Genomic DNA, 20,903 nt, shown 5'->3' with positions numbered 1-20,903 from the left:
ATACTACTCATTGAGGAGTATTTCGTTTTCAATATTTGTCTCAATCAATTTATACTTATCTTTCAATGATTCTCCTTGATAAAACGCTAATAAGTCTTCCTTTGTTAACATCCCACTCTTCAGAAATTTCTTCAAATATTCTTGATTAAATTCCATCAAAAGAATACTCTTCTCTAGCTGTTTCAGAATAACCTTGTTGTTTTCAATATTATTATTTATCAATGATCTAATGCTCAAAATCTCATTGATGTCTTTAATCGTGCGATTAACAAGCATCAACAATATATTTTTATCAAAGTCAATGGTTTTAGCATTCAAGACAATGTCTCTTGCCAACATATAGGCAATAGAAAGATTTGAATAGTCCCCTTTTTGAGAATTAACAATAGCAACAAACCCTATATCAGGGATATATCCGACGTTTTCATATTTCTGTAGTATTGAGTTGTCTGTTAGAGAGATATCCAATACAATAATGCTTGCTTGGGCTTCTCTATTGGCTTGCGCCTCTATCAGCTGACTCCAAGCCGTATCTGTTTTGCGTGTGAATATCTCTTTTGAATCGATATCTCCTAGCTTAATACTTTTATCAAATTTACATTCGAGTACGATTTTGAATTCATCTTGTCCATTCAATTCGCAGACAATATCCCCTGTTTTATTTCTAGGCAATCTTCCTATGGTATTTCCTGTCAAATAAACTTTATCTGGAATTTTTTTGTCCTCGAAATATTTGATAAGAAACTCTGCAATGTCATTCTCTGCTAAAACTCCTTTTATCGTTGATCTATAGAAGATCTCCTTTTTCATTTCAAAAATCATTTTCAGGCTTTCTAATTCAGTGCCCAATTCGTTGGTTGTCTTTGAAAGAAAAGATGAAAAGCGATCTTCCATCAAGGCCAAAACTCCGATATAAACAGCTTGTAACAACTTCCCATCTCTTTCAGAGGCTGAAGTGCTATTAAAGAAATTGAAAACGATTTCATTCTCAATTTCAAATTCCTTTATTTCTACTCTTTTAAGTTGTTTATTTATCTTTATTACGGACATAACCTTAGACTTTGGAGTATCTATATTTCCCTTTTATGTTTGCTGCAAGGTATTTGCCATGTGATTCTGCTTGCATTAAGCCTTGATATTCTCGGTGCGGAACATCATAGTAATGATAAACACTTCCATTAAGAAATTCTATTTCTAATGTACTTGTTGTGTCGTCATAGCCTATAGAGGCGATGTTAGATGAACTTACGATTTGTCTTTCCATTTTTTTTGATTTTTTTGTGTTATTAAATTAGGATTCTGAGAACGCCATACTTGCAGAAATTCTTTATAATTTGGTTCAGGCTCCATTGGAATTCCCCAGCCTCCCACTTCTTGAGAGCTCTCCTCATCTTGGGTTTCAAAAACAATCGGGTCCTGGCTATCAGGTCTGCGATCTTTGGCTGGAGCATCAATTAATGTGCGCATTGGCAATTTAACACCTTCGCCTAATATGATGGCCTCTCCTGTTTTTAGTATTGGAAGCATACTTGTTAATCCCTCCAGATTATCAGTTATAGCAGAACAAATGTGCCCTCTATCCGTTGCATTTGACAGCCTAAGAGAGATAAATGTTCCACATTGAGAAAGTATGGTCGAATTTATTTCTGAAGGTCTTTGACTCACAATCATTGCGCCTATTCCATATTTTCTTCCCTCCTTTACTATTCTCTGGACAACAATAGAAGCTGCCCCGTTAAAGTTGTCGTTCAAATAATTATGAGCTTCTTCCATTACCAATAATAATGGTCTTTGTCTTCCGCCTTGAGAAAGATTTCGAGTCCAAAAAAGAGCTTCATATAATATCCTCAATAGAACACCTATGACTGTGTTTAGAATTGAAGAGGGAATGCCAGATAAATCAAAAATTGTAACAGCCCTATCACTCCCAATCCATTCTTTGAATAACTCATCAAGATCTTTTTCAGTCTTCCCGTCTAAATCGGGAGTCCATTTTCCAGGATTGAATAAAAAATCAAATCTGGGAACTCTCAATTTTGAACCTAAAGCAATAAGTTGACTACTAGAGCTCAATCCCATATTTAAAAAATTGATCTTTTCATCGTCATTTTTGTCATTTTTAGGCTTTCTGAATTGAGGAGGAATGCCTTTCAGCGGGTTTCCTTTTATTTCTTCACCTGTCGAATCTTTTTCATAGGCGAGATTGTCTATTGGCAGACCTGCACGTTTGCTGTAGTATGTTCCAATAGTTTCCTTATATAATTCATACCAGAGTTTATGTAGACTAAAAGGAGTAGGGCTATCTACACTCAACGTCTCTCTATCTATCCCTTCTTTGGGAAACTTATCAAAGGCTTCTACTTTACTTTTTAATATTCTCTCCAAAATAACAATTTTATCTTTTTCCTGACTGATAGCTCCAAAACTTATTTCAAGTAACTCGTCAAAACTTAAAGCCCAATAAGGCAGACATAGCTCCCTTTCATTTTTTTTACTTGATTTATCAGCATTAATTCTATATACAATTGCTCTATCCCCAAAGACTGTGGTGTATTCCCCATGGATATCCAATACAATAATTCTTGATGATGGATATTTATTGGGATCTGATAGTGCACTTAATATCCCCGCGACTGTCGTTGATTTACCGGAGCCAGTAGTACCAACAATGGCAGAGTGTCTAGTGATTAACTTGTTAACATCGATCAATGCTGGGATTGATTCTGCTCCTGCAATATGACCAACTTTGACGAAATATGGTTTTTCTATTTGACCATATATTCGCTTTAAATCATTTTCTGAGACTAAATGAACTTCATCTCCTATTGTTGGATATTGTGAAATTCCTCTTTCAAAGCCTCCATTTCCCTGTCCTTCCCCAATAAGCTGGACAGTCATCCATCTATTACCATATGGCTGAATCTCTATCTGTTTTTCTGGAACGGCGTTAGCTCCTATTTGCGAAACGATACCGAATAAATCGTTATATCCCAAGGGAATCTTTACAAAGCTTCCAACTTGTCCTATTTTATATCCTTCTCCATTAACATAGGTGAGTCCCGAAATACAATCAGTGGATAAAGATATGCTAACAGTAGTCCCATCAACACTCTGTATCTCTCCTATATAAGTTGCTTTATTTGCCATCTTCTTCCTCCCCTGAATATCCAATAAGAGAACTCAAAAACTCCGAAAACACCTTGAAGTCTCCTATTTCAGTATATATATTGGAAGTGCTTCCGTCTTCCTTAATAAAATGCAATACATCATCAGAGCTATCTGATATTTTGCTCCACTTCCCTCGATTGGTGCCAATTATTGCTTCATCCTTAGTCCAAAAACTCATGTTATGTCTTTTTTGAGCTATTTCAACACCTCTTGGATAGCTTTCTCCCCCCGTATTTGTTTTGATGTTACCATACATCAATGCTATCACGATTGCAGTGGGATTAGATTTTAAGGCATTTACGATTGTATCGTTGATATGTTCGTCATTAAAAGAATATCCGCACAATATGAGAGCAGCAGAGGGGTGTCTTAGGAAACGACTTAATTGGTCTGATAATGCGAGAAAAGGCATCTTTCGACTTTGGTCATACTTCAAATGAGAGGGATAAATCAAAAATGATGTATCTGTATCATCCTTGAACATATCGGAGCGAAAAACTTCTTTGTTTGCTTTTTGATACCAATTTATGGAGCCATGTATTTTCCATAATCTAGACCAATGCTTGGGCATTAGATTGTCTTCAATAGATCTTAAATCAAAGAATGATTGCCTAGAACCAACAAAACCATCAAAATACGGAATACTCAACTCTTCGAGAGCTTGTTCCATCAGCAAGTCGTAGTTTGTCGTAAAAATTTCTACAGGCCTATCTCTATCAATTGCACTAATCCACTTTGCAAACCTATGATAGGGAGTTTCCTTATTAGGTAAATCTCTTCGGACTTTTTCAATAATATGCTTGCATATACTTATTTCTAATTCAATAAGTTCCTGCTCCTTAAGTCCTCTTACCTCTCCCCCTCCGCATGCCACACTTTTTAGCGATCGGACAAAGCTTAGAACGTCTTCTAAGTTATTTTTATCCTTGTCCGCTGATTCGAGTTCTTTTATCAATCGGTCAAAAGCAGTTTGTTCATTAGGAAGTTTAGATAGTTTGGATGAAACATACTCGGATAATTGTTTCATATCAGGAATGAGAGGCCATTCTCCCTCTGGCATTGGCACAGATAATGGACAACCTGCAGAAATAAAGAACCCAATAGGTTTTTTATCCTGAGAGAGAGTTTGACGAAGAGCCCTAAGATGCCTTGTTAAATCATGCGTTAGTGTAGTCATCGTATTTTCTTTTATGTTTTCAACTTTTTCTGATGTCATTTTTACACATACACCATCCTTTGAGGCAAATTTTAAAAATCCGTACTTTTTGCATAAATGATTAACTCTTTCACTTCTACTCCCAATATCTCCGCAATCTGGAAAAGGGTTTCGAGACTTGGTTGACGGCGGTTGCGGACATAGGCATTGACAATGCTGAAGCTCTTGCCGAGTTTTTCGGCAAGCCATGTTTGCTTAATACCTTTCTCCTCAAGCACTTCTTTTATTCGATTCATGGGTTTATCCATCGTGTTCAATATTCTTTTGATAGCGCAAATATATGAAATGAAATAGCATATAAAAAGGGAACGAGGATTTATTTTCTCATTCCCTTAAATCGTTTAATGGGTACAGAAAAGGAGTATTTATTTCTGTTGTTTTATGGATTCTGCTTGCTTCTGAAGTTCGTTTGCCTGCGATGTGTTCAGGCGGGCTCGTTCTGCCTTTTCTGCCTGTTCTTTAACTAACCGCTCGTAAGTTTCCACTTGTTCTCGGATAAGTGCAATCTGCTGTTCGTCTCTCTGATAGCTGAAGAGCGTTTCCAAATCCATTAGCTTTTCCTGATTAACTTCTCCATACATTTTGATGTAGCGATACTTCAAGTCATTATCCGACAGTTGACTATTTTGTCGCATTTGCCAGAAGTTTCCAACCAGAGAAAACAAAAGAACAAGCCCCATACAGCAAAGAGTGATAGCCGTTTTACTATTCTTAAAGTCAAGACTAAAAACATGTTCTTTGCGGATGACAGTACGACTCTCTTTGCTCAGCTCATCAATTTTCGCCCCAATGGCTTGTAGAGTCTCTCTTTTCTCTGCATTCCATCCATCCAGCTTCTCAAAAACTGCTTCCAGTCCTGTCACGATGCCCTTGGCAAGTATTTCTTCCAAGACCCTGATTTGTTCGGGCGAAAACACCTCTTGCTTTGAAAGTGTATTCATCTTCTCAAAAAGTTCTTCGACTTTACTCAAGTCGATGGTTTGCTGCTCAGATCTTCCTCTTAAGGATGAAGCCATTTCCGTAAGACTTTGCTTCAATTCCTCAAATAGACCATATACGGCTGAAGTATCCATTCTATCTGTATTCATATACTTTTTCTTTTGTGGTTAAACATTAGTGCAGTACTCTGCGTATCCTGATTTTGCTTTTAGCTGCCAACTTTCGGGCTTTCAGAGCCTGAATGTATTCGGCAAGCGTTGCATCATAATGAGGACTATTAAAGAGAGAGAAAATGTTGAGTTGCCCGATAAGAGAATCAAGAGCATCCATCACACCTCCTATTTCTGATGTTTTGAACTCCTGTTTTTCTGCCACTTGCAGTGCTTGATAGGCATTATCTTTAATCTGCCTGTCAATCTTTGAGAAGCTACATTCTCTATCTACATGGGAGCCTGAAATCCGATTACCGTCTTTCTCAAAAATGATGCCCTGAATCTTATCTGTATTGCCATTCATCTTGAATTCCAAGCCTATACCTGATTGCTTTAGGGTCGCTTGCAACTGGCCCCACGTTAAACTTTGAGGAATAGCTTTTTTGAGAGCATCGTAAATCTCATATTTGGTTTTGTCGTTCCCTTTCAGCCGTTCACGCTTGACATTCTCTTTTCCAGAAGCAATATATAATCCGTATTTCTTGGTCAGTTCCATGCAGATCTTCGTGCTACGTAGCTTTTCATTTTGATCCGAAATTCTTCGACCATCGTTATCAATACGATTGATTACTATGTGTATGTGTGGATGCTCTGTATCGTGGTGACGAGCAATAAGATACTGCGTGTTGGAGTAGCTCATTTTCTGTAAATATTCCTGTGCCACCTTGACCATAAAAGCATCCGTTAAACGCCCTTTATCTTGAGCTGAGAAATCCAAAGAGATGTGGGCTACAGGTTTCGTAATCTTGGGATTAAGTTTACTTTGAGTAACAAAGCTTCGGATTATAGCTTCTCTATCTTTCAGACGAATGCCTTCTGCCTGCAAGAGCTGAGCACGATCTTTCTCCAAAACATAGTTTATCACCCCTCGAAATCCTCTCCCCTGAACAATCTTAGCAATCATCTTCGATTCGTTTTATGATATTGTCCAATCTCTCAGTCATCGCAAGGTTGTCTTGATAGACTCGTGCGTATCCCATAGCATTGGCTTTGTGAGCAATCTGATTAACATTATTGGCCATTCCACTTAGCTGACGAAGGTGATTCATCAATTCGGGAGATAGTCTCTGCCTGACTATACTCGTAGCAATACAACGACGGATGTATTCACTTCGAGTAATCCCTGCAAGCCGCGCTTTAGCTTTCAGAGAGTAGAACTCCTCGGTTGCCATTTTCAGTGTAACCTTATATTTCTTCTTTTCTACAGGTCGTTTGGGTGGGCGACCATTCGTATTACTATTTTCTATTGTTTTCATTGCCGTATTTGTTTTTTGATTTATGAATAGACCAACGGGATGAGTCAATCCTCGAAGAGCAAGGTTTTGGTCTGACCAAAACACAAACTTGCTCCCCCTAATAAGCAAAGGGCTTGACTCCATACCCATTCATCGTTTGAGTCCCCGACTTTTCATTCTCGGAGGAGAAATGAGTTTTTGATTTTTTCGACAGAGAAAATCATTCAAGTCTTTATGCTCCCCATAGAGGCTGGAGCAATCATTAACGGGAAGATTCATTCTCCAAAGCACTTCAAGCGTTTTCTTTCCTGCTGCATCGTTATCGAGATAAGCGTTAACAATGGCATATTTCGAGAGCAAAGAATGAGCCTTTTGGAGATTGTTTACAGAGTTCAATACAACTGCAGATTCAGTATTTCTGTCAGGATAAAGGGTGCAAAAACTCAAGTAATCCATAAATCCTTCAAAGAGATTTACAGTGTCCGTATTTCGATCAAAGGAGGAGACACTGGAAGGAGGAAAACAACCTTTGAAATAGAGATTATGAATGGCATAACCTCCCAAGTCGTTGGGCATTCCGATAGCGTAATAAATACGCCCTTTTACTTGATAGTGAACCTCACGACAGTACCGTTTCGCCACAGAACAATCAATCTTACGGTTTTGCAGATATCTCAGCAAATTAGGATGATGCAAAGAGACTGCTTCGATTATTTTCATCTCTTCGCCACTCTCAGCCTGTCGGTCAAAGTCATTCTGCGTAAGAGGGCTAATCTCTACACGGTTTTCTAACAGTCCAATTGCTTGAGACAGTGTGCAGCCATGTAGTTTCATAACCAAATCAATTATGCTGCCGCCTTCTCCGCTTCCAAAATCATACCAAAGGTTTACTCTATAATCGACCTTGAAACTGGGACTACTCTCTTCCCGAAAAGGACTTCTATACATTCCATAAGTCGTATACTCCTTCACTGGGTAATGGCCTTTATTAGCCAAATAATCCTTCAGAGATAAGGATTTTATATGTTCAATATTCATCATGTTTTTCTAAGTTTTGGAGATTTTCCTTACTACATGAATATGGATGGATAACTCCTTCACAGTGAAAAGAAAAAGAGTCTTAACCTGTTTTCTTGTAGTAGTATCATCGGTGCGAGTAGTAACTCTGTTGTAAGACAGATTATAAAACCATACTACACGCTCAATCTTTTTTCTTTCACTGGATTAAATCCTCTTGTAGTAAGTAGTAACTGTAATTTATCAATAGGTCAAAAGGAACTCACGAACGGATTTGGAAAGACCTTTCTGATATGATAGACATACATAGGGTTACCTCCTATCCGTCGGGACTTTCGTTCAAATCCTGCTTTGCGCAGAGCTTCCACCATTCGTTTTTCAGAGAGGTTCAGCGTAGTGTATCCACGCAAATAATTCAGGACTTCCGAAGTGGTCATATAAGACTCTTCCGTAGGACTTGGTTTCTCAAAGCCTTTGAGCAACATTTCGTATTCGACTGTCTGCACATGAAAGCCTTCGCTCTCTCGGTGCAACTCTGCAATTTCCGCATCATCAAACCAGTACCGATATCCACTTTTCCAATACCACCAAGCCTCCGAATAAACCTTATTGATATCAACCTGTTTAGCAGCTTCTATGTCAATAGCTTCTACCTCAAAAGGAAGAAATCGGCGGCTACCCGTCGGATCTGTAAGGAAGTCATTGCCATTTACCGAAACCATAAAACTGGCTAAGTGAGGATACTCTTCGATGTACGTATCGTATGGTCTGCGATACTTAACCCGTGGAGTAGTGATGAGATTCTTTAACTCATTTTCGTCTCTCTTGTTGAGGGCTTTGAGTTGGTCGTCGATATTGATAAATAGGTATTCGGCTATAAGGGTCTGCGTATCCTTATTTTGAGGGTCAATAGTACCCGTAAACAAATATGCTTTCAGCTCTATGGGACAAAGTAAGTCTAAGAAAGTTGTCTTGAACTTACCCTGCTCTCCAGTCAAAACCAGACAGGTGTGATTGCGACAGAACAAATCATCCATCGCATTCGCCACCACTGCAATAAGCCATTTGGTCAGATAAGTTTGCCACTTCTCAGGATTCCGAACCGTTACGCACGAGGCCAAGTGAATAATCTCCGAATCCTCTCCCTCGTTCCACTTCGATAGTTTTTGGAAATACTCCTGTACAGGATTGATACGTGGGCAGAAATCACTTTCCAATATCGCTCGTATATTCTCTGCCGAAGTACTGATACCTTGTGAAGAATCCAATAGCCGTCGCATGGAGTTGATGTCGAATTTACCGAGTGGGTAGAAAGGTTCATCTTTATTCGAGCCTCGAAACTCCGTGCGACTTTTTACGGTATTGAATCGAAAGTCATAGTGCTCCCTTAGAAAGGACTCTATCCGTTCATTCTTGGATTGCTTCCCTTCTGGTCGTTCATCCATTTCTTCTTTCATCGTTGAATAGATATTTAGAAATGAGAGCGCTTGGCCTTCTTTTCAGAGATAAAGAGCTTTGAGTCTTCGGCAAGTTCTCGCACCGTTTTTCTACGACCATTGGCTATCCATTCGAGCAACTCATCCTCGAAGAAGTAGAGTTGCTTTCCATTCTTGTAGCAAGGGAGTAAACGCTTGCGCACAAGTGTATAAATTGTAGGTTTGGCCTTCCCGATGATTTTACACGCTTCATCTATCCCGATAGGAATACGTTTTGGAGAAAGAACTGCATCTTGCCTTTCTCGACCAATGCTTTGATCTCAGCTACTTCATTCACTAAGTGAGCTACCGCCTTGGGTAAATTCTCAAAAGAAATTTCGTTGTTGTCCATGTCTATACTATTTTGAGTTTAACATGGCACAAATGAATAAAGTGTTTTCCCTGTGATTCAAAACACGGAGAAAACACTACAAAAACACTATGGTTGCTGTGTTTTAGTTTTTCTTCTTGAGTAAATGGAATTCTACATTATTATTTTGTATGTTTGCCACACTTACTGGCTTTCTCATAAGCTATAAGGTGTTTTAATCAGAGATTCTGACATTTTAGAGGAATATTGTCAAATCATTTACAATCAATAAAAAAGCAATAATGGGGAAGCCGATATTATTAACAAAAACAAAGCTAATCCAGCCAATAGAACAAGCTTTGATAAGAATTAAAGGAATAGAACAAAGGGAGATTATTGAGGACAAAATTGTTCTAGATGGTATTTTTGTTCTAGCAGTTTCTTCATTTGAATATTCTTTAAATGATACATTGAGAGTATTACTGAATTTATTCCTGATAAACTTGATATAAAAACAGAATCTATTCCCAAGAATGATTTAGTGAATGGCAATCCTCTTGAATTAGCTATTGAAAACAAAATTCTATCTGTTAGTTATAAAAGTCTACCTGATATTCTCAACTATTTCGCTGTAACTACAGGTATTGACAAAAAACAGATCGATGAAACAGAGTTAAATAGTTTGCTTGAAATCAAAGCAACAAGAAACTTATTGCTTCACAATAATCTTGTTATAAACAATATCTATAAGGATACCGCTGGTCCTAACATTAGAAAACCCAATAATGGTAATGGGAAGTTATCTATTGATAAAGATTATCTCCTACAATCACTTAAGACAATCAAACAAGTTCTCGAAAAAATCAAAACAGCCTTGTTAGATAAGTATGCTTCATATACAAATGTAGAAGCTGTTAAGAGGTTATTTCAATACATATTCAAAACTCCAATCATGGTTTTTGAGAAAGAGTTTGAGATTGACGATGATCAAATAGTAGGCTTTAAATCTGAGAATTCCGCAATTGATCGTTTGTCAACAAGTGAGCGCTTCTTTTATGATATATGGTTAGCCCATTCATTTGGAAAGTGTTTTCAATTTAAGCCAGGTTCTATCTATCATTTGGATAACAATAATATCGAAAAACTAAAGTATTTCATCTCTGCACTTGAACTATTAAAATCATAGAAAACATTAAGTAGATGGTGTAGATATTCTCTTAAGCTTATTTTATGAGACTATAAAGATCTATAGCTACTATCAAAATCCAAATAGTTAGTGGCAGAAGGTTCTCATATTTTAGAAAAACAAAAACAGCCTAAAACTACTGTGAAGGCAAACTTTTCTGAATCTTGATTAGCCCTTTTTGTTCATCGTCTTTGAGGTGGCTTTTGATGGTGTCGGGCTCAACGTCTTTTAATACATCGGCAAAAACAAGTTTGAGGAAAAGAGCAACCTCGTCTTGTTTGCCGATACTGAAATATTTCCAAATATTCCAGCCGAAATGATATAAGTCTGAGACCTTTGAAAAATAAGGAGATGGAGGGAAGAGGAGTTCTTGGCATAAAAGGAGCGAGTGAAAGGGGTGGCAGTAAGGAGTGAAAGTAGTTGTAAATCCCCCCTTTGAGGAGCTACTTGTACGAGCTCCTCAAGGGTGGTTATGCCTTATCCTACGGATGAGGACATAATTATCCCCGGGGTTCTGTATAAATTAAAGGCGATGCTTTCAAGAATGTTTTGAGTATGGGTCTTGGCAAGTCCCCGGTATCGACATCGTCCGCCATGAAACCACCGGCGAATACTGCCAAAGGTGCGTTCGATGGTGCTCCGTATCGGACCGATTGCTTTGTTTCGTTGCTTCTCTTCCTCGGTCAATGCCCTGTTGCGTTGTGCCTTGTGCATGATGCCGTCTTGAAGGTGATGGGTTTGCAGGTAGGAACGATTTTCCCCGCAAGCATATCCTTTGTCCGCCAAGACGGCTGTGCCTTGAGGTATGTTTGCACCCTCCAATAGCGGAATAAACTCCTTTGTGTCACTGCGGTTCGCTGCTGTCGTTATCACCTTTTGAACAATGCCTTGAACATTGGTCAGACAATGCTTTTTGTATCCGTAGTGATAACGCTTTTGTTTGTACACCCAACGGGCTTCTTCATCCGTCCCTTTACGTTGACGGACAACCTGTTTTTGATAATCCTCCTCTGCCTCTTTTTCCGCCTCGCTCCGATTGTCTTCTCTGTCGTCTGCGACTTCAATCGTAATGCTTCCGTTGGGTTTATGCGGCGTCTCCACAAGGCTTGCATCCACAAGCACCCCTTCCCTTACCGAAATGTGATGGCGGGAAAGTTGTTTGTTAAACTGCGCCAATAGTTTGTCCATGAGACCCAACTCTGTCAGTGCCGAACGAAATCGACTGATGGTGCTGTGGTCGGGAGATACCTCTTCCATCTTCAGCCCCAAGAATCGGGAAAAGGTGATTGAATCATTGATGCGCTCCTCCAAAGCACAATCACTGAGGTTGTACCATGTCTCCAAAAGCAACATCTTGAATAAGAGAATCACGTCATAAGCCGGGGCGCCGATGGCATTTTGTCGCTTCGTGTATTTCTTGTTGATCAGCGTCCTGATCGGACGCCAATCGATAAGCCTGTCAACCTGATTGAGGAAGTCGTTTTGTGCTTTGCGATAACGCTTTGAAAGGAGTGCGTCTGCAAATGTTACATGCTCATCGGTATTCTTGGATTGGTATGCCATGGGAGGAATATTATGCTGTTTTTAATGCTCAAATATACAAAATAACTCCCTATTATACAATGAATTAATAAACAAAATACACACCTATCGCCGTGCAAAGGTCTCAGTCTAAAGAAGTAAGTTTTGCGACCCTGACAGGTTGAGGGTTTTGCAAGACGTTTCCTTCTGAATAAGCTGTAATGTATTGACAAAGTCGTATCAAATCGTCATCAGAGACATAAGGGGCAAATTCATGCTGTGTATAGGAGATTGCTATCTCCAATTTCTCTTTTGATTTATCGCTTTGTTTCCGCTGTTGGCTAACTCGTATCTCCTGAATGAATTCGGGCTCTATACTATTTGGGTCCAAATCCTGCTCAACTTCTTTCTTTTTTTGAAGTGATGATGGAGAATGCTTGTGAGGGAAAAACTTCTTCACAATAGCTGTGAACAAGCCGTCAATCAGAAGCATCAGGGCTGAATAGAGAATGATACCTACACCTGTAACAATCCAGAAAATTACGGTTGCAGTAAATTCATCAACTCCAGCCGAGACAAAAACAAATCTCACAATTATACCAATTAAGGCACACGCCAGCAAGACGGATAAATAAACAATTATATATTCAAAGTACTTAGACTGCATCTTTATTCATTTTTGTGAGGTTATTCCTGACTCTTTGTCTCTATCGTATCCAATTTTATGGCTTGAGCCGCCTTGTTTTTCTTTTCATCGACCACCTTTGCATAGATTTGCGTTGTCTTCACATTCGTATGTCCCAGCATCTTGCTTACGGTATAAATGTCTGTACTGCTGGCAAATTGTAGAGTCGCGTAGGAGTGGCGGAAGCAATGAAAACTTATGGACTTTTTGATGCCTGCAGCCTCTATCCAACGCTTTAGAGGTTTAGAAATCCATGACGGATCAGGCAGGTCTTCAAAAACCAATTGTTCTGGTAAGCCTCTTTCTCCACATAGTTGTAAGGCTTGTTCTGAAATAGGCATATACTCCACTCCCTTGGTCTTCTTTTGAGTGAAATGTAACCTCGGCTGTTCTCCATCCATGTTGATCTCTTTCCACTTTAGTTTCTGAATATCACAGTGGCGTAATCCTGTCAGAGCAGAGAAAAGAGCTGCCCGTTTCATCACCTCACGATCACAAGGGGTTGAAGCAAGCGTATTTAACTCCTCTACGGTAAGGTATTCACGGCGAGACTCCTGTTCCTGAATACCTTTTATTTTGGCGGATATATCAACGGTTAGATAACCATCTATAAATGCCTGTTTGAGAGCTGCCTTGAAAATAGAAAAATAAGTGGATGCCGTATTGTGAGAAATAGTACCACATTTATTCCCTCCACGAGGAGCTGTCAAAAGGAAACGTTTGTACTCTTCGGCAAAAGCATTGTCGATTTTGAAAAACGGCAAATTTTCTCCCGCATACATTTTAAGAAAGTCCATAGCTCTCTTCCAATTGACAAGAATAGAAGTGGAGCTATTTTTGTGTCGCTTGTACATCGCCTCTCGAAAATAGCTAATGAAGTTTTGTTGCAAACGTTCCTTTTGCTCTGCCTGAGCCGTATCTGCATCGCTGTACAAATCGGCATTGTCGTATTCTCTTTGACGGAGCTTTCTCACCTCATCGGCATAAATACAAGCTTCTTGATCAACCTCGCTTTTGCACTGTATCACTCCATTCAAATCTCGCTTGGGTTTGTACGATTTGCTCGAAGATGTTGTGCGTGCAGTCCGAGTTTTATCCCAGACTACCGTAGTTACTATGCGGTTGAGATACTCACGGACACGTTGTGGTTCGGATTTGCCCGCAGTATAGACTGGATAACTCTCAATGTAGAGATACCACTCATTTCTATATGCACTCCTGCGAAGTCTCACAGTTACTTTCGTATTATGTAATTCTTTTCTCATGTATATCTAAGGTTATTTGTACAGTTGGTCTATCTCTGACTTTGGGGCATAGACATAATTGCCAATCTGCCTTATGGGAATGGAAAATTTTCTGATATGCTTATATACCGTGCCTTCCGTAATCCCAAACTTGGCTGTTATTTCACCAATCGTGTAACAATATTCTGGCTCAAGGTTGTAAAGCTTAGCCTCACTTCTTGTTCTCGGCTTTTGCTCATCAATAGGCCTCAGATTGAAGTTGCGTTCTAAATCCTCTTTACAGATGCGAGTCATCCTTTTTCCCAAGTTATAACTTCGGAGAGCCTTACTTCTAACAAGTCGGTATAGCGTATCTCTGCAAACGTCGTATAGAGCAATAGCATCGGAGATGGAGAGGTAGGGTTGATCCTTAGGAACCTTTGCGGCCCTCTCTCGTCGGAGCTCTTCCAACTTTTCCTCTCGCTTCTTTTGTGAATACGCAGACCTTGAGCATTGTATAGAACAATATCTCGATGTGATTGTCTTGGCAAGAAAGGTCTCCCCACACAATTCGCACTTTCGCTCAATATGAAATTTTGCAGCCGGCATACGCTTCTCTTATCTATCTGATAATCAATTTCTCTTTTTATTTAAGTCGCACTTTATACACTAATAAGTCGCGGCACAAATATGGTACAAATATACGACTAAAATCAATAGAAAACGAAGAAAAACAAGAAACTTTCAAAAACAAAAATAGCAGTAAGTTGCTATCTTACTGCTATTTACTATTTTCTTGATGCTCGTTTGTGAGCAGAATTATTTCACTTCCTCGAAGTCTACGTCTGTGACGTTCTTGTCGTCAGAGGGCTGATCGCCGACAGAGGGACCTTGAGCGCCGCCGAAGTCCGGACCGGGTTGTGCGCCACCTTGGGCTGCTCCGACATTCTTGTAAAGCTCTTCGCCCGCTGCAGTTAGAGCGGTTTGCAGTTCGGCCATGGCTGTATCGATAGCAGCTACATCCTGTGCTTTGTGTGCTTCTTTCAGTTTGTCGAGAGCGGTATCGATCGGAGCCTTCTTGTCGGCCGGGAATTTGTCTCCCAACTCCTTCAACTGCTTTTCCGTCTGGAAGATCATGCTGTCGGCCTGATTGATCTTGTCGATACGTTCTTTCTCTTTCTTATCTGCTTCGGCATTGGCCTGCGCCTCTTCCTTCATGCGCTTGATCTCATCATCGGACAAACCGCTGGAGGCTTCGATGCGGATATTCTGCTTCTTGCCGGTAGCTTTGTCATGAGCCGTTACATTCAGGATACCGTTGGCATCGATGTCAAACGTCACTTCGATCTGCGGTGTCTGACGGGGTGCCGGAGCGATACCGTCCAAGTTGAAACGGCCGATGCTCTTATTGTCCTTAGCCAAAGAACGCTCACCCTGAAGTACATGAATCTCTACCGAAGGCTGATTGTCCACTGCTGTGGTAAAGATTTCGCTCTTCTTCGTCGGGATAGTGGTATTGGCATCGATCAAGCGAGTCATCACGCCTCCCATAGTCTCGATACCGAGCGACAAGGGGGTAACGTCCAACAACAAGACATCCTTTACCTCACCGGTCAGAACACCGCCTTGAATAGCGGCACCCACAGCTACCACTTCGTCGGGATTCACACCCTTGGACGGAGCCTTACCGAAGATCTTCTCCACAATCTCCTGAATAGCAGGAATACGTGTGGAACCACCTACGAGAATCACTTCATCGATATCGCCACGCGACATACCGGCATCTTTCAAGGCCGTTTCGCAGGGTGCCACACATGCCTGAATCAGACGATCGGCCAACTGCTCGAACTTAGCCCTTGTAAGCGTCATCACCAAGTGCTTGGGGATGCCGTTCACCGGCATGATATAGGGGAGGTTGATCTCCGTAGATGAAGTGCTGGAGAGCTCTATCTTGGCTTTTTCGGCAGCTTCTTTCAGACGCTGCATAGCCATAGGATCCTGACGAAGATCCACACCTTCCTGAGACTTGAACTCTTCTGCCAGCCAGTCGATGATCACGTGGTCGAAGTCGTCTCCTCCGAGGTGCGTATCACCGTTGGTCGATTTCACTTCGAAAACGCCGTCGCCCAATTCCAAGATAGAAATATCGAAGGTACCGCCACCCAAGTCGAAGACAGCGATCTTCATATCCTTATTGGATTTGTCCAGACCGTAGGCCAGAGAAGCTGCCGTAGGCTCGTTCACAATACGGCGAACTTTCAGACCGGCGATCTCTCCTGCTTCTTTCGTTGCCTGACGTTGAGCGTCGTTGAAGTATGCGGGCACAGTGATCACGGCCTCCGTTACTTCCTGACCGAGATAGTCTTCGGCCGTCTTCTTCATCTTCTGAAGGATCATGGCCGAAATTTCCTGCGGCGTATAGAGACGACCGTCTATATCTACGCGCGGAGTATTATTGTCCCCACGTACTACCTTGAATGGCACTCTCTCCACTTCTCTGGAAACCTGATCGTAAGTTTCGCCCATGAAGCGTTTGATAGAGTATATCGTCTTGGTCGGATTGGTGATGGCCTGACGCTTGGCCGGATCGCCCACCTTACGCTCGCCACCATCCACAAAAGCCACTACCGAGGGCGTTGTGCGCTTGCCCTCACTGTTTGTAATAACGATAGGTTCGTTACCTTCCAATACAGAGACACAAGAGTTCGTTGTGCCTAAGTCAATTCCAATGATTTTTCCCATAATTCTATATTCGTTTTTTGTTGTTGTCTCGTTTTCTTTCGTTGTTTATGCCCCATCGAAAGGGTCGTACGCTACAACATAAACAATTTGCGTGCCAAAAATCAAACCGGCTCCGATACTGCCAAAAGGTGACAGAATGTCACTACATGAGGCACACAATAGCTCTTAAACATGACGAATAATGACTCTGTACACGTCAGTACACAACAGCACCACGAAGTGGCGAAATTTCCGCATATGCAGAAATATATTTTCGTATATACTCCGATAAATTTTCTTATATACGGAAATAAATTTCCTTATATACGCAAATATATTTCTCTATATACACAACAAAGAGAGGCTCGGGACATTGCTCCGGAACTCTATCGGAGAATGAATCCAGAGCAAAGGGCTAAATCTGCTTGTGTAAACCTAAGGGGAAATACCGATCGACAGTTGTAACCCCAGCATAGGACTAACCGGTATGTCTGTATACATATATGAATCCCGCGCACCCCAACTGTCAACTTTTTTCAGTACACAACAGTTTGCGAGAATATCCCTACCTTTACACGTAAAGAAAATAGAAAGCAAATTTTGATGACTACGTCCCTCTTCAACAACGATGACCTGAACCAACTGGAATCTAAAGGCATCACACCGGAAGAAGCAATGCGCCAGGTAGAAGCTCTCAGATATGGATTCCCGTATCCCAATATCATTGCACCTGCTTCATTAGAGAATGGAATCATGCGTTTGGATGAAGATGACAAATCCGCTTATCTGTTGGAGTGGGATAGATATTTGAATAGTCCGAACTGCAACGTTGTCAAGTTTGTACCGGCATCCGGTGCTGCTTCGCGCATGTTCAAGGATTTGTACAACTTCCTTGATGCCGATTACAATGAGCCAACTACGGATGCAGAGAAGGCGTTCTTTGCACACCTTACTCGATTTGCATTCTATGACTCCCTTAACGAGACATGCCTGCGCAATGCTTGGCGCACAGTACCCAAACTCGTAGCTTCCAAAGAATACAAGACGGTGGTGGAGAATCTGCTCTATCCCAAAGGTCTTAACTATGGCAATCTTCCGAAAGGTTTGCTCCTCTTTCACCTCTATGGAAAAGAAACCAGAACTCCCACCGAAGAACATTTGGCCGAAGGAGCACTCTATGAGCGCAGCGGTACAAGACAGGTCAAGGTACATTTTACCGTTTCGCCCGAGCACATCGAAGAATTCAAAAACAACATAGATAAACGCCAACGTTTTTTGGAGGATGAATACTGTATCCGCTACGAGGTTTCATTCAGTGTGCAAGATTCATCTACCGACACATTGGCACTAACTCCGGAGGGCGAGCTATTCCGTCTCGAAACCGGAGAGCTCCTTTTCCGCCCGGGTGGCCACGGAGCACTCATTCGCAATCTTCAGGAGACAAATGCAGACATCGTTTTCATCAAGAATATCGACAATGTAGTCCCCGACTTTCTCAAGTGCGATACCATTATATATAAGAAGCTCATCGCCGGCGTACTGGTAAAAGCCAGAGAGCATATATTCAACTATCTCCAACTACTGGAAAAGCCCAAAGTCGTTCATGCCCAACTGATGGAGATCGTCGATTTCCTTCGGGACAATTTCTGCATTGAAATCTCGAATATAGACCTGATGGAGGATAAAGACCTCTTGGAACTGCTTCGTCGTAAATTAGACCGTCCGATACGTGTCTGCGGTATGGTGCGCAATCAGGGTGAACCCGGTGGGGGGCCTTTTATCATTCGCGAAGCAGACGGCAGTTCTTCCTTGCAAATACTGGAAAGTACTCAGATCGATATGTCCGATCCCCAAAAGAGAGCTATGTTCGAACAAGGCTCCTATTTCAATCCTGTGGATTTGGTTTGCTCTTTGCGCGACTACAAAGGGGAACAGTTCAACCTCGAATCTTTCGTTAATCCCAAAACGGCCTTCATATCCGAAAAGAGCAAAGACGGACGTAAACTGCTCGCCCTTGAACGGCCGGGTCTGTGGAACGGGGCAATGGACGATTGGAATACAATATTTATAGAAGTGCCTATCAGCACATTTGCTCCGGTCAAGACGGTCAATGACCTCTTGCGACCTGAGCACCAACCCTGTCAGAGCTAAAATAATCAACCCATAATAAACAATTCCCCAAAAATCTTTTAAACAACAATGACAAACGATATCTTGCAGCGTCTTGCGTCTTTGCGCAAAGTCATGAGTCATGAGCATATCGATGCTTATATCATCCCGAGTTCGGATGCCCACCTAAGCGAATACACACCCGAACACTGGAAAGGTCGCCGTTGGATTTCCGGTTTCACCGGATCGGCCGGGACAGTAGTGGTCACAGCAAATAAGGCCGGACTATGGACGGACGGACGCTACTTCCTCCAAGCAGGCCAACAGCTCGAAGGCACTTCTATCGACCTCTACAAAGAAGGCATCCCCGGAACTCCCTCCATCGAACAGTTTCTTGCCGCCGAGCTGAAAACCGGCCAAACAGTGGGTATAGATGGACGTTGCTTTCCGGCAGGTGCTGCCTCTGCAACCGAATTGGCTTTGGATATATACGGCATCAAACTAAGGACTGACAAGGATCTTTTTGATGAAGCATGGCGAGATCGTCCAGAAATCCCTCGTGGAGAGCTTTTCGTGCAGCCTGTGAAGTATGCAGGAGAAAGCGTGAAAGACAAGATCGCACGTGTCAATAAAGAACTGGCGACACAAGGTGCCAATGCCACTATTATCACCATGTTGGACGAATTGGCTTGGATATTCAATCTTCGTGGTAGAGATGTGGAGTGCAACCCCGTAGGAGTTGCTTTTGGTTATGTATCGGCTCGAGAATCTGTCCTCTTTGCTTTCCCTGAGAAGATCACGAAGGAGGTTCGCTCAGCCATGGAAGAAGGCGGGGTCAAGATTATGCCCTACGAAGCCATATATGAATATATCCCAGCACTACCTGCCGAAGAAAGGCTGCTTATCGACAAGAAACGCATTACACGCGCACTTTATGACCTTATACCGGCTGCTTGTCGGAAAATAGACGGTGTCAGCACAATTACAGCGTTGAAAGCTATCAAGAACGAGCAAGAGCTATCCGGTGTTCGTGCCGCTATGGTACGTGATGGCGTTGCCCTTACCCGATTCTTTATGTGGTTGGAACAGGAGTGGGAAGCCGGTCGCAACCATGACGAAGTGGTATTGGGTGAAAAGCTCACAGCATTCCGTGCCGCTCAGCCCCTCTATTTCGGAGTTAGTTTCGATACGATATGCGGCTATCAGGATCATGGTGCTATCATCCATTACCGCGCCACACCCGAATCCGCCCACGTAGTCAAACGAGAAGGTGTACTCCTCCTCGATAGCGGAGCACAGTATCATGATGGCACTACAGACATCACACGTACTGTCGCTTTGAGTACTCCATCGGTCGAACTCAAACGGGACTATACCCTTGTGATGAAAGGGCATATTGCTATTGCAACGGCACAGTATCTGGAGGGCACACGCGGTAGTCAGATCGATGTATTGGCACGCAAAGCCCTTTGGGACAATGGAATGAACTATGCTCATGGCACGGGACATGGCGTCGGTTGCTTCCTCAACGTCCATGAAGGGCCGCAGAATATTCGCATGGATGAGAATCCTACCGAAATGAAGATTGGAATGATTACGAGCAATGAACCAGGTCTTTATCGTTCCGGCAAATATGGTATCCGAATCGAAAACCTCGTAGTGACCAAGTTGAATGTAGAGACTGAATTCGGCCGATTCTTCGGATTCGAAACGCTGACGGCTTTCTATTTCGACAACGAACTCATCGAAAAAAGCTTGCTCACGGCAGATGAATTGAAGTGGTACAATGACTACCAGCAGTGGGTGTACAAGACGCTTGCTCCCGAACTGAGTACCGAGGAAAGAGCTTGGCTCAAAGAGAAAACTCAGACTATCTAACCACAAAA

At 41.8% G+C, this 20,903-nt stretch carries 19 protein-coding genes and 1 pseudogene; 4 read left to right on the top strand and 16 right to left on the bottom strand.

The annotated features are described in order from the left end of the window. Window positions 1–3: 3 nt before the first annotated feature. From PGN_RS04445 to PGN_RS12160, 11 genes and pseudogenes are all read right to left on the bottom strand, one after another. Entirely contained in the window at window positions 4–1,050 is a 1,047-nt protein-coding gene (locus PGN_RS04445) for a hypothetical protein (RefSeq protein ID WP_012457890.1), read from the bottom strand. A gap of 4 nt (window positions 1,051–1,054) precedes the next feature. Next, complete coding sequence (locus PGN_RS10415) at window positions 1,055–1,264, bottom strand: KTSC domain-containing protein (protein WP_080504411.1); 210 nt, start codon at window positions 1,262–1,264, stop codon at window positions 1,055–1,057. Beyond that, window positions 1,246–3,147 carry an ATP-binding protein gene (locus tag PGN_RS04440; protein WP_012457889.1) on the bottom strand — a complete coding sequence of 634 codons (1,902 nt, stop codon included), beginning with the start codon at window positions 3,145–3,147 and terminating at the stop codon, window positions 1,246–1,248. Before PGN_RS04440 ends, PGN_RS10415 begins: the two co-directional genes overlap by 19 nt. After that, window positions 3,137–4,384, bottom strand: coding sequence for an SIR2 family protein (locus PGN_RS04435; RefSeq protein WP_197524288.1), 1,248 nt, complete (start codon window positions 4,382–4,384; stop codon window positions 3,137–3,139). The genes PGN_RS04440 and PGN_RS04435 overlap by 11 nt, the downstream gene beginning before the upstream one ends. Window positions 4,385–4,416: 32 nt before the next feature. Then, window positions 4,417–4,632 carry a helix-turn-helix transcriptional regulator gene (locus tag PGN_RS04430; protein ID WP_043876322.1) on the bottom strand — a complete coding sequence of 72 codons (216 nt, stop codon included), beginning with the start codon at window positions 4,630–4,632 and terminating at the stop codon, window positions 4,417–4,419. A 117-nt stretch (window positions 4,633–4,749) separates the two neighbouring features. Then, window positions 4,750–5,472, bottom strand: a complete 723-nt coding sequence (locus PGN_RS04425) for a hypothetical protein (protein ID WP_012457886.1) — start codon at window positions 5,470–5,472, stop codon at window positions 4,750–4,752. 25 nt (window positions 5,473–5,497) lie between these two features. Further along, on the bottom strand, window positions 5,498–6,439 hold the full coding sequence (locus PGN_RS04420; protein WP_012457885.1) for a relaxase/mobilization nuclease domain-containing protein: 942 nt from the start codon (window positions 6,437–6,439) through the stop codon (window positions 5,498–5,500). Further along, window positions 6,429–6,791, bottom strand: coding sequence for a MobC family plasmid mobilization relaxosome protein (locus PGN_RS04415; RefSeq protein WP_012457884.1), 363 nt, complete (start codon window positions 6,789–6,791; stop codon window positions 6,429–6,431). Before PGN_RS04415 ends, PGN_RS04420 begins: the two co-directional genes overlap by 11 nt. A 129-nt stretch (window positions 6,792–6,920) precedes the next feature. After that, complete coding sequence (locus PGN_RS04410) at window positions 6,921–7,808, bottom strand: toprim domain-containing protein (protein ID WP_012457883.1); 888 nt, start codon at window positions 7,806–7,808, stop codon at window positions 6,921–6,923. 230 nt (window positions 7,809–8,038) lie between these two features. After that, entirely contained in the window at window positions 8,039–9,244 is a 1,206-nt protein-coding gene (locus PGN_RS04405; protein ID WP_012457882.1) for a VapE domain-containing protein, read from the bottom strand. A gap of 14 nt (window positions 9,245–9,258) precedes the next feature. Next, window positions 9,259–9,614: pseudogene (locus tag PGN_RS12160) on the bottom strand (helix-turn-helix domain-containing protein). A gap of 260 nt (window positions 9,615–9,874) precedes the next feature. Here PGN_RS12160 and PGN_RS11485 point away from each other — a divergent pair. Both PGN_RS11485 and PGN_RS04390 read left to right on the top strand, forming a co-directional pair. Then, window positions 9,875–10,084: a hypothetical protein gene (locus PGN_RS11485; protein ID WP_039417172.1), complete on the top strand. Its 210-nt coding sequence runs from the start codon at window positions 9,875–9,877 to the stop codon at window positions 10,082–10,084. 29 nt (window positions 10,085–10,113) lie between these two features. Beyond that, window positions 10,114–10,758, top strand: a complete 645-nt coding sequence (locus PGN_RS04390; RefSeq protein WP_012457879.1) for a hypothetical protein — start codon at window positions 10,114–10,116, stop codon at window positions 10,756–10,758. 477 nt (window positions 10,759–11,235) lie between these two features. Here the strand turns inward: PGN_RS04390 and PGN_RS04385 are convergent, their stop codons facing one another. From PGN_RS04385 to dnaK, 5 genes are all read right to left on the bottom strand, one after another. Continuing rightward, window positions 11,236–12,321, bottom strand: a complete 1,086-nt coding sequence (locus PGN_RS04385; protein ID WP_012457878.1) for an IS5-like element ISPg8 family transposase — start codon at window positions 12,319–12,321, stop codon at window positions 11,236–11,238. Between the two features lie 103 nt (window positions 12,322–12,424). Then, complete coding sequence (locus PGN_RS11480; protein ID WP_039417535.1) at window positions 12,425–12,946, bottom strand: hypothetical protein; 522 nt, start codon at window positions 12,944–12,946, stop codon at window positions 12,425–12,427. Between the two features lie 20 nt (window positions 12,947–12,966). Further along, the gene (locus PGN_RS04375; RefSeq protein WP_012457877.1) at window positions 12,967–14,229 is read right to left on the bottom strand and encodes a site-specific integrase; all 1,263 of its coding nucleotides are present in this window, start codon (window positions 14,227–14,229) and stop codon (window positions 12,967–12,969) included. A 12-nt stretch (window positions 14,230–14,241) separates the two neighbouring features. Then, window positions 14,242–14,796 (bottom strand): helix-turn-helix domain-containing protein, encoded by a 555-nt coding sequence (locus PGN_RS04370; RefSeq protein ID WP_039417168.1) that lies wholly within the window; start codon window positions 14,794–14,796, stop codon window positions 14,242–14,244. A 210-nt stretch (window positions 14,797–15,006) separates the two neighbouring features. Next, a complete protein-coding gene (gene dnaK / locus PGN_RS04365; RefSeq protein WP_012457876.1) occupies window positions 15,007–16,929 on the bottom strand; it encodes a molecular chaperone DnaK in 1,923 nt (640 codons plus the stop codon). Between the two features lie 582 nt (window positions 16,930–17,511). On the opposite strand from dnaK, the gene PGN_RS04360 reads away from it, so the two are divergent. Both PGN_RS04360 and PGN_RS04355 read left to right on the top strand, forming a co-directional pair. Then, on the top strand, window positions 17,512–19,059 hold the full coding sequence (locus PGN_RS04360) for a DUF4301 family protein (protein ID WP_012457875.1): 1,548 nt from the start codon (window positions 17,512–17,514) through the stop codon (window positions 19,057–19,059). A gap of 48 nt (window positions 19,060–19,107) precedes the next feature. Further along, window positions 19,108–20,895 (top strand): aminopeptidase P family protein, encoded by a 1,788-nt coding sequence (locus PGN_RS04355; protein ID WP_012457874.1) that lies wholly within the window; start codon window positions 19,108–19,110, stop codon window positions 20,893–20,895. Window positions 20,896–20,903: the final 8 nt, after the last annotated feature.

This window comes from Porphyromonas gingivalis ATCC 33277, from assembly GCF_000010505.1.
Taxonomy (GTDB): Bacteria; Bacteroidota; Bacteroidia; order Bacteroidales; family Porphyromonadaceae; genus Porphyromonas; species Porphyromonas gingivalis.
This window is presented reverse-complemented; position numbering and strand designations above follow the sequence as displayed.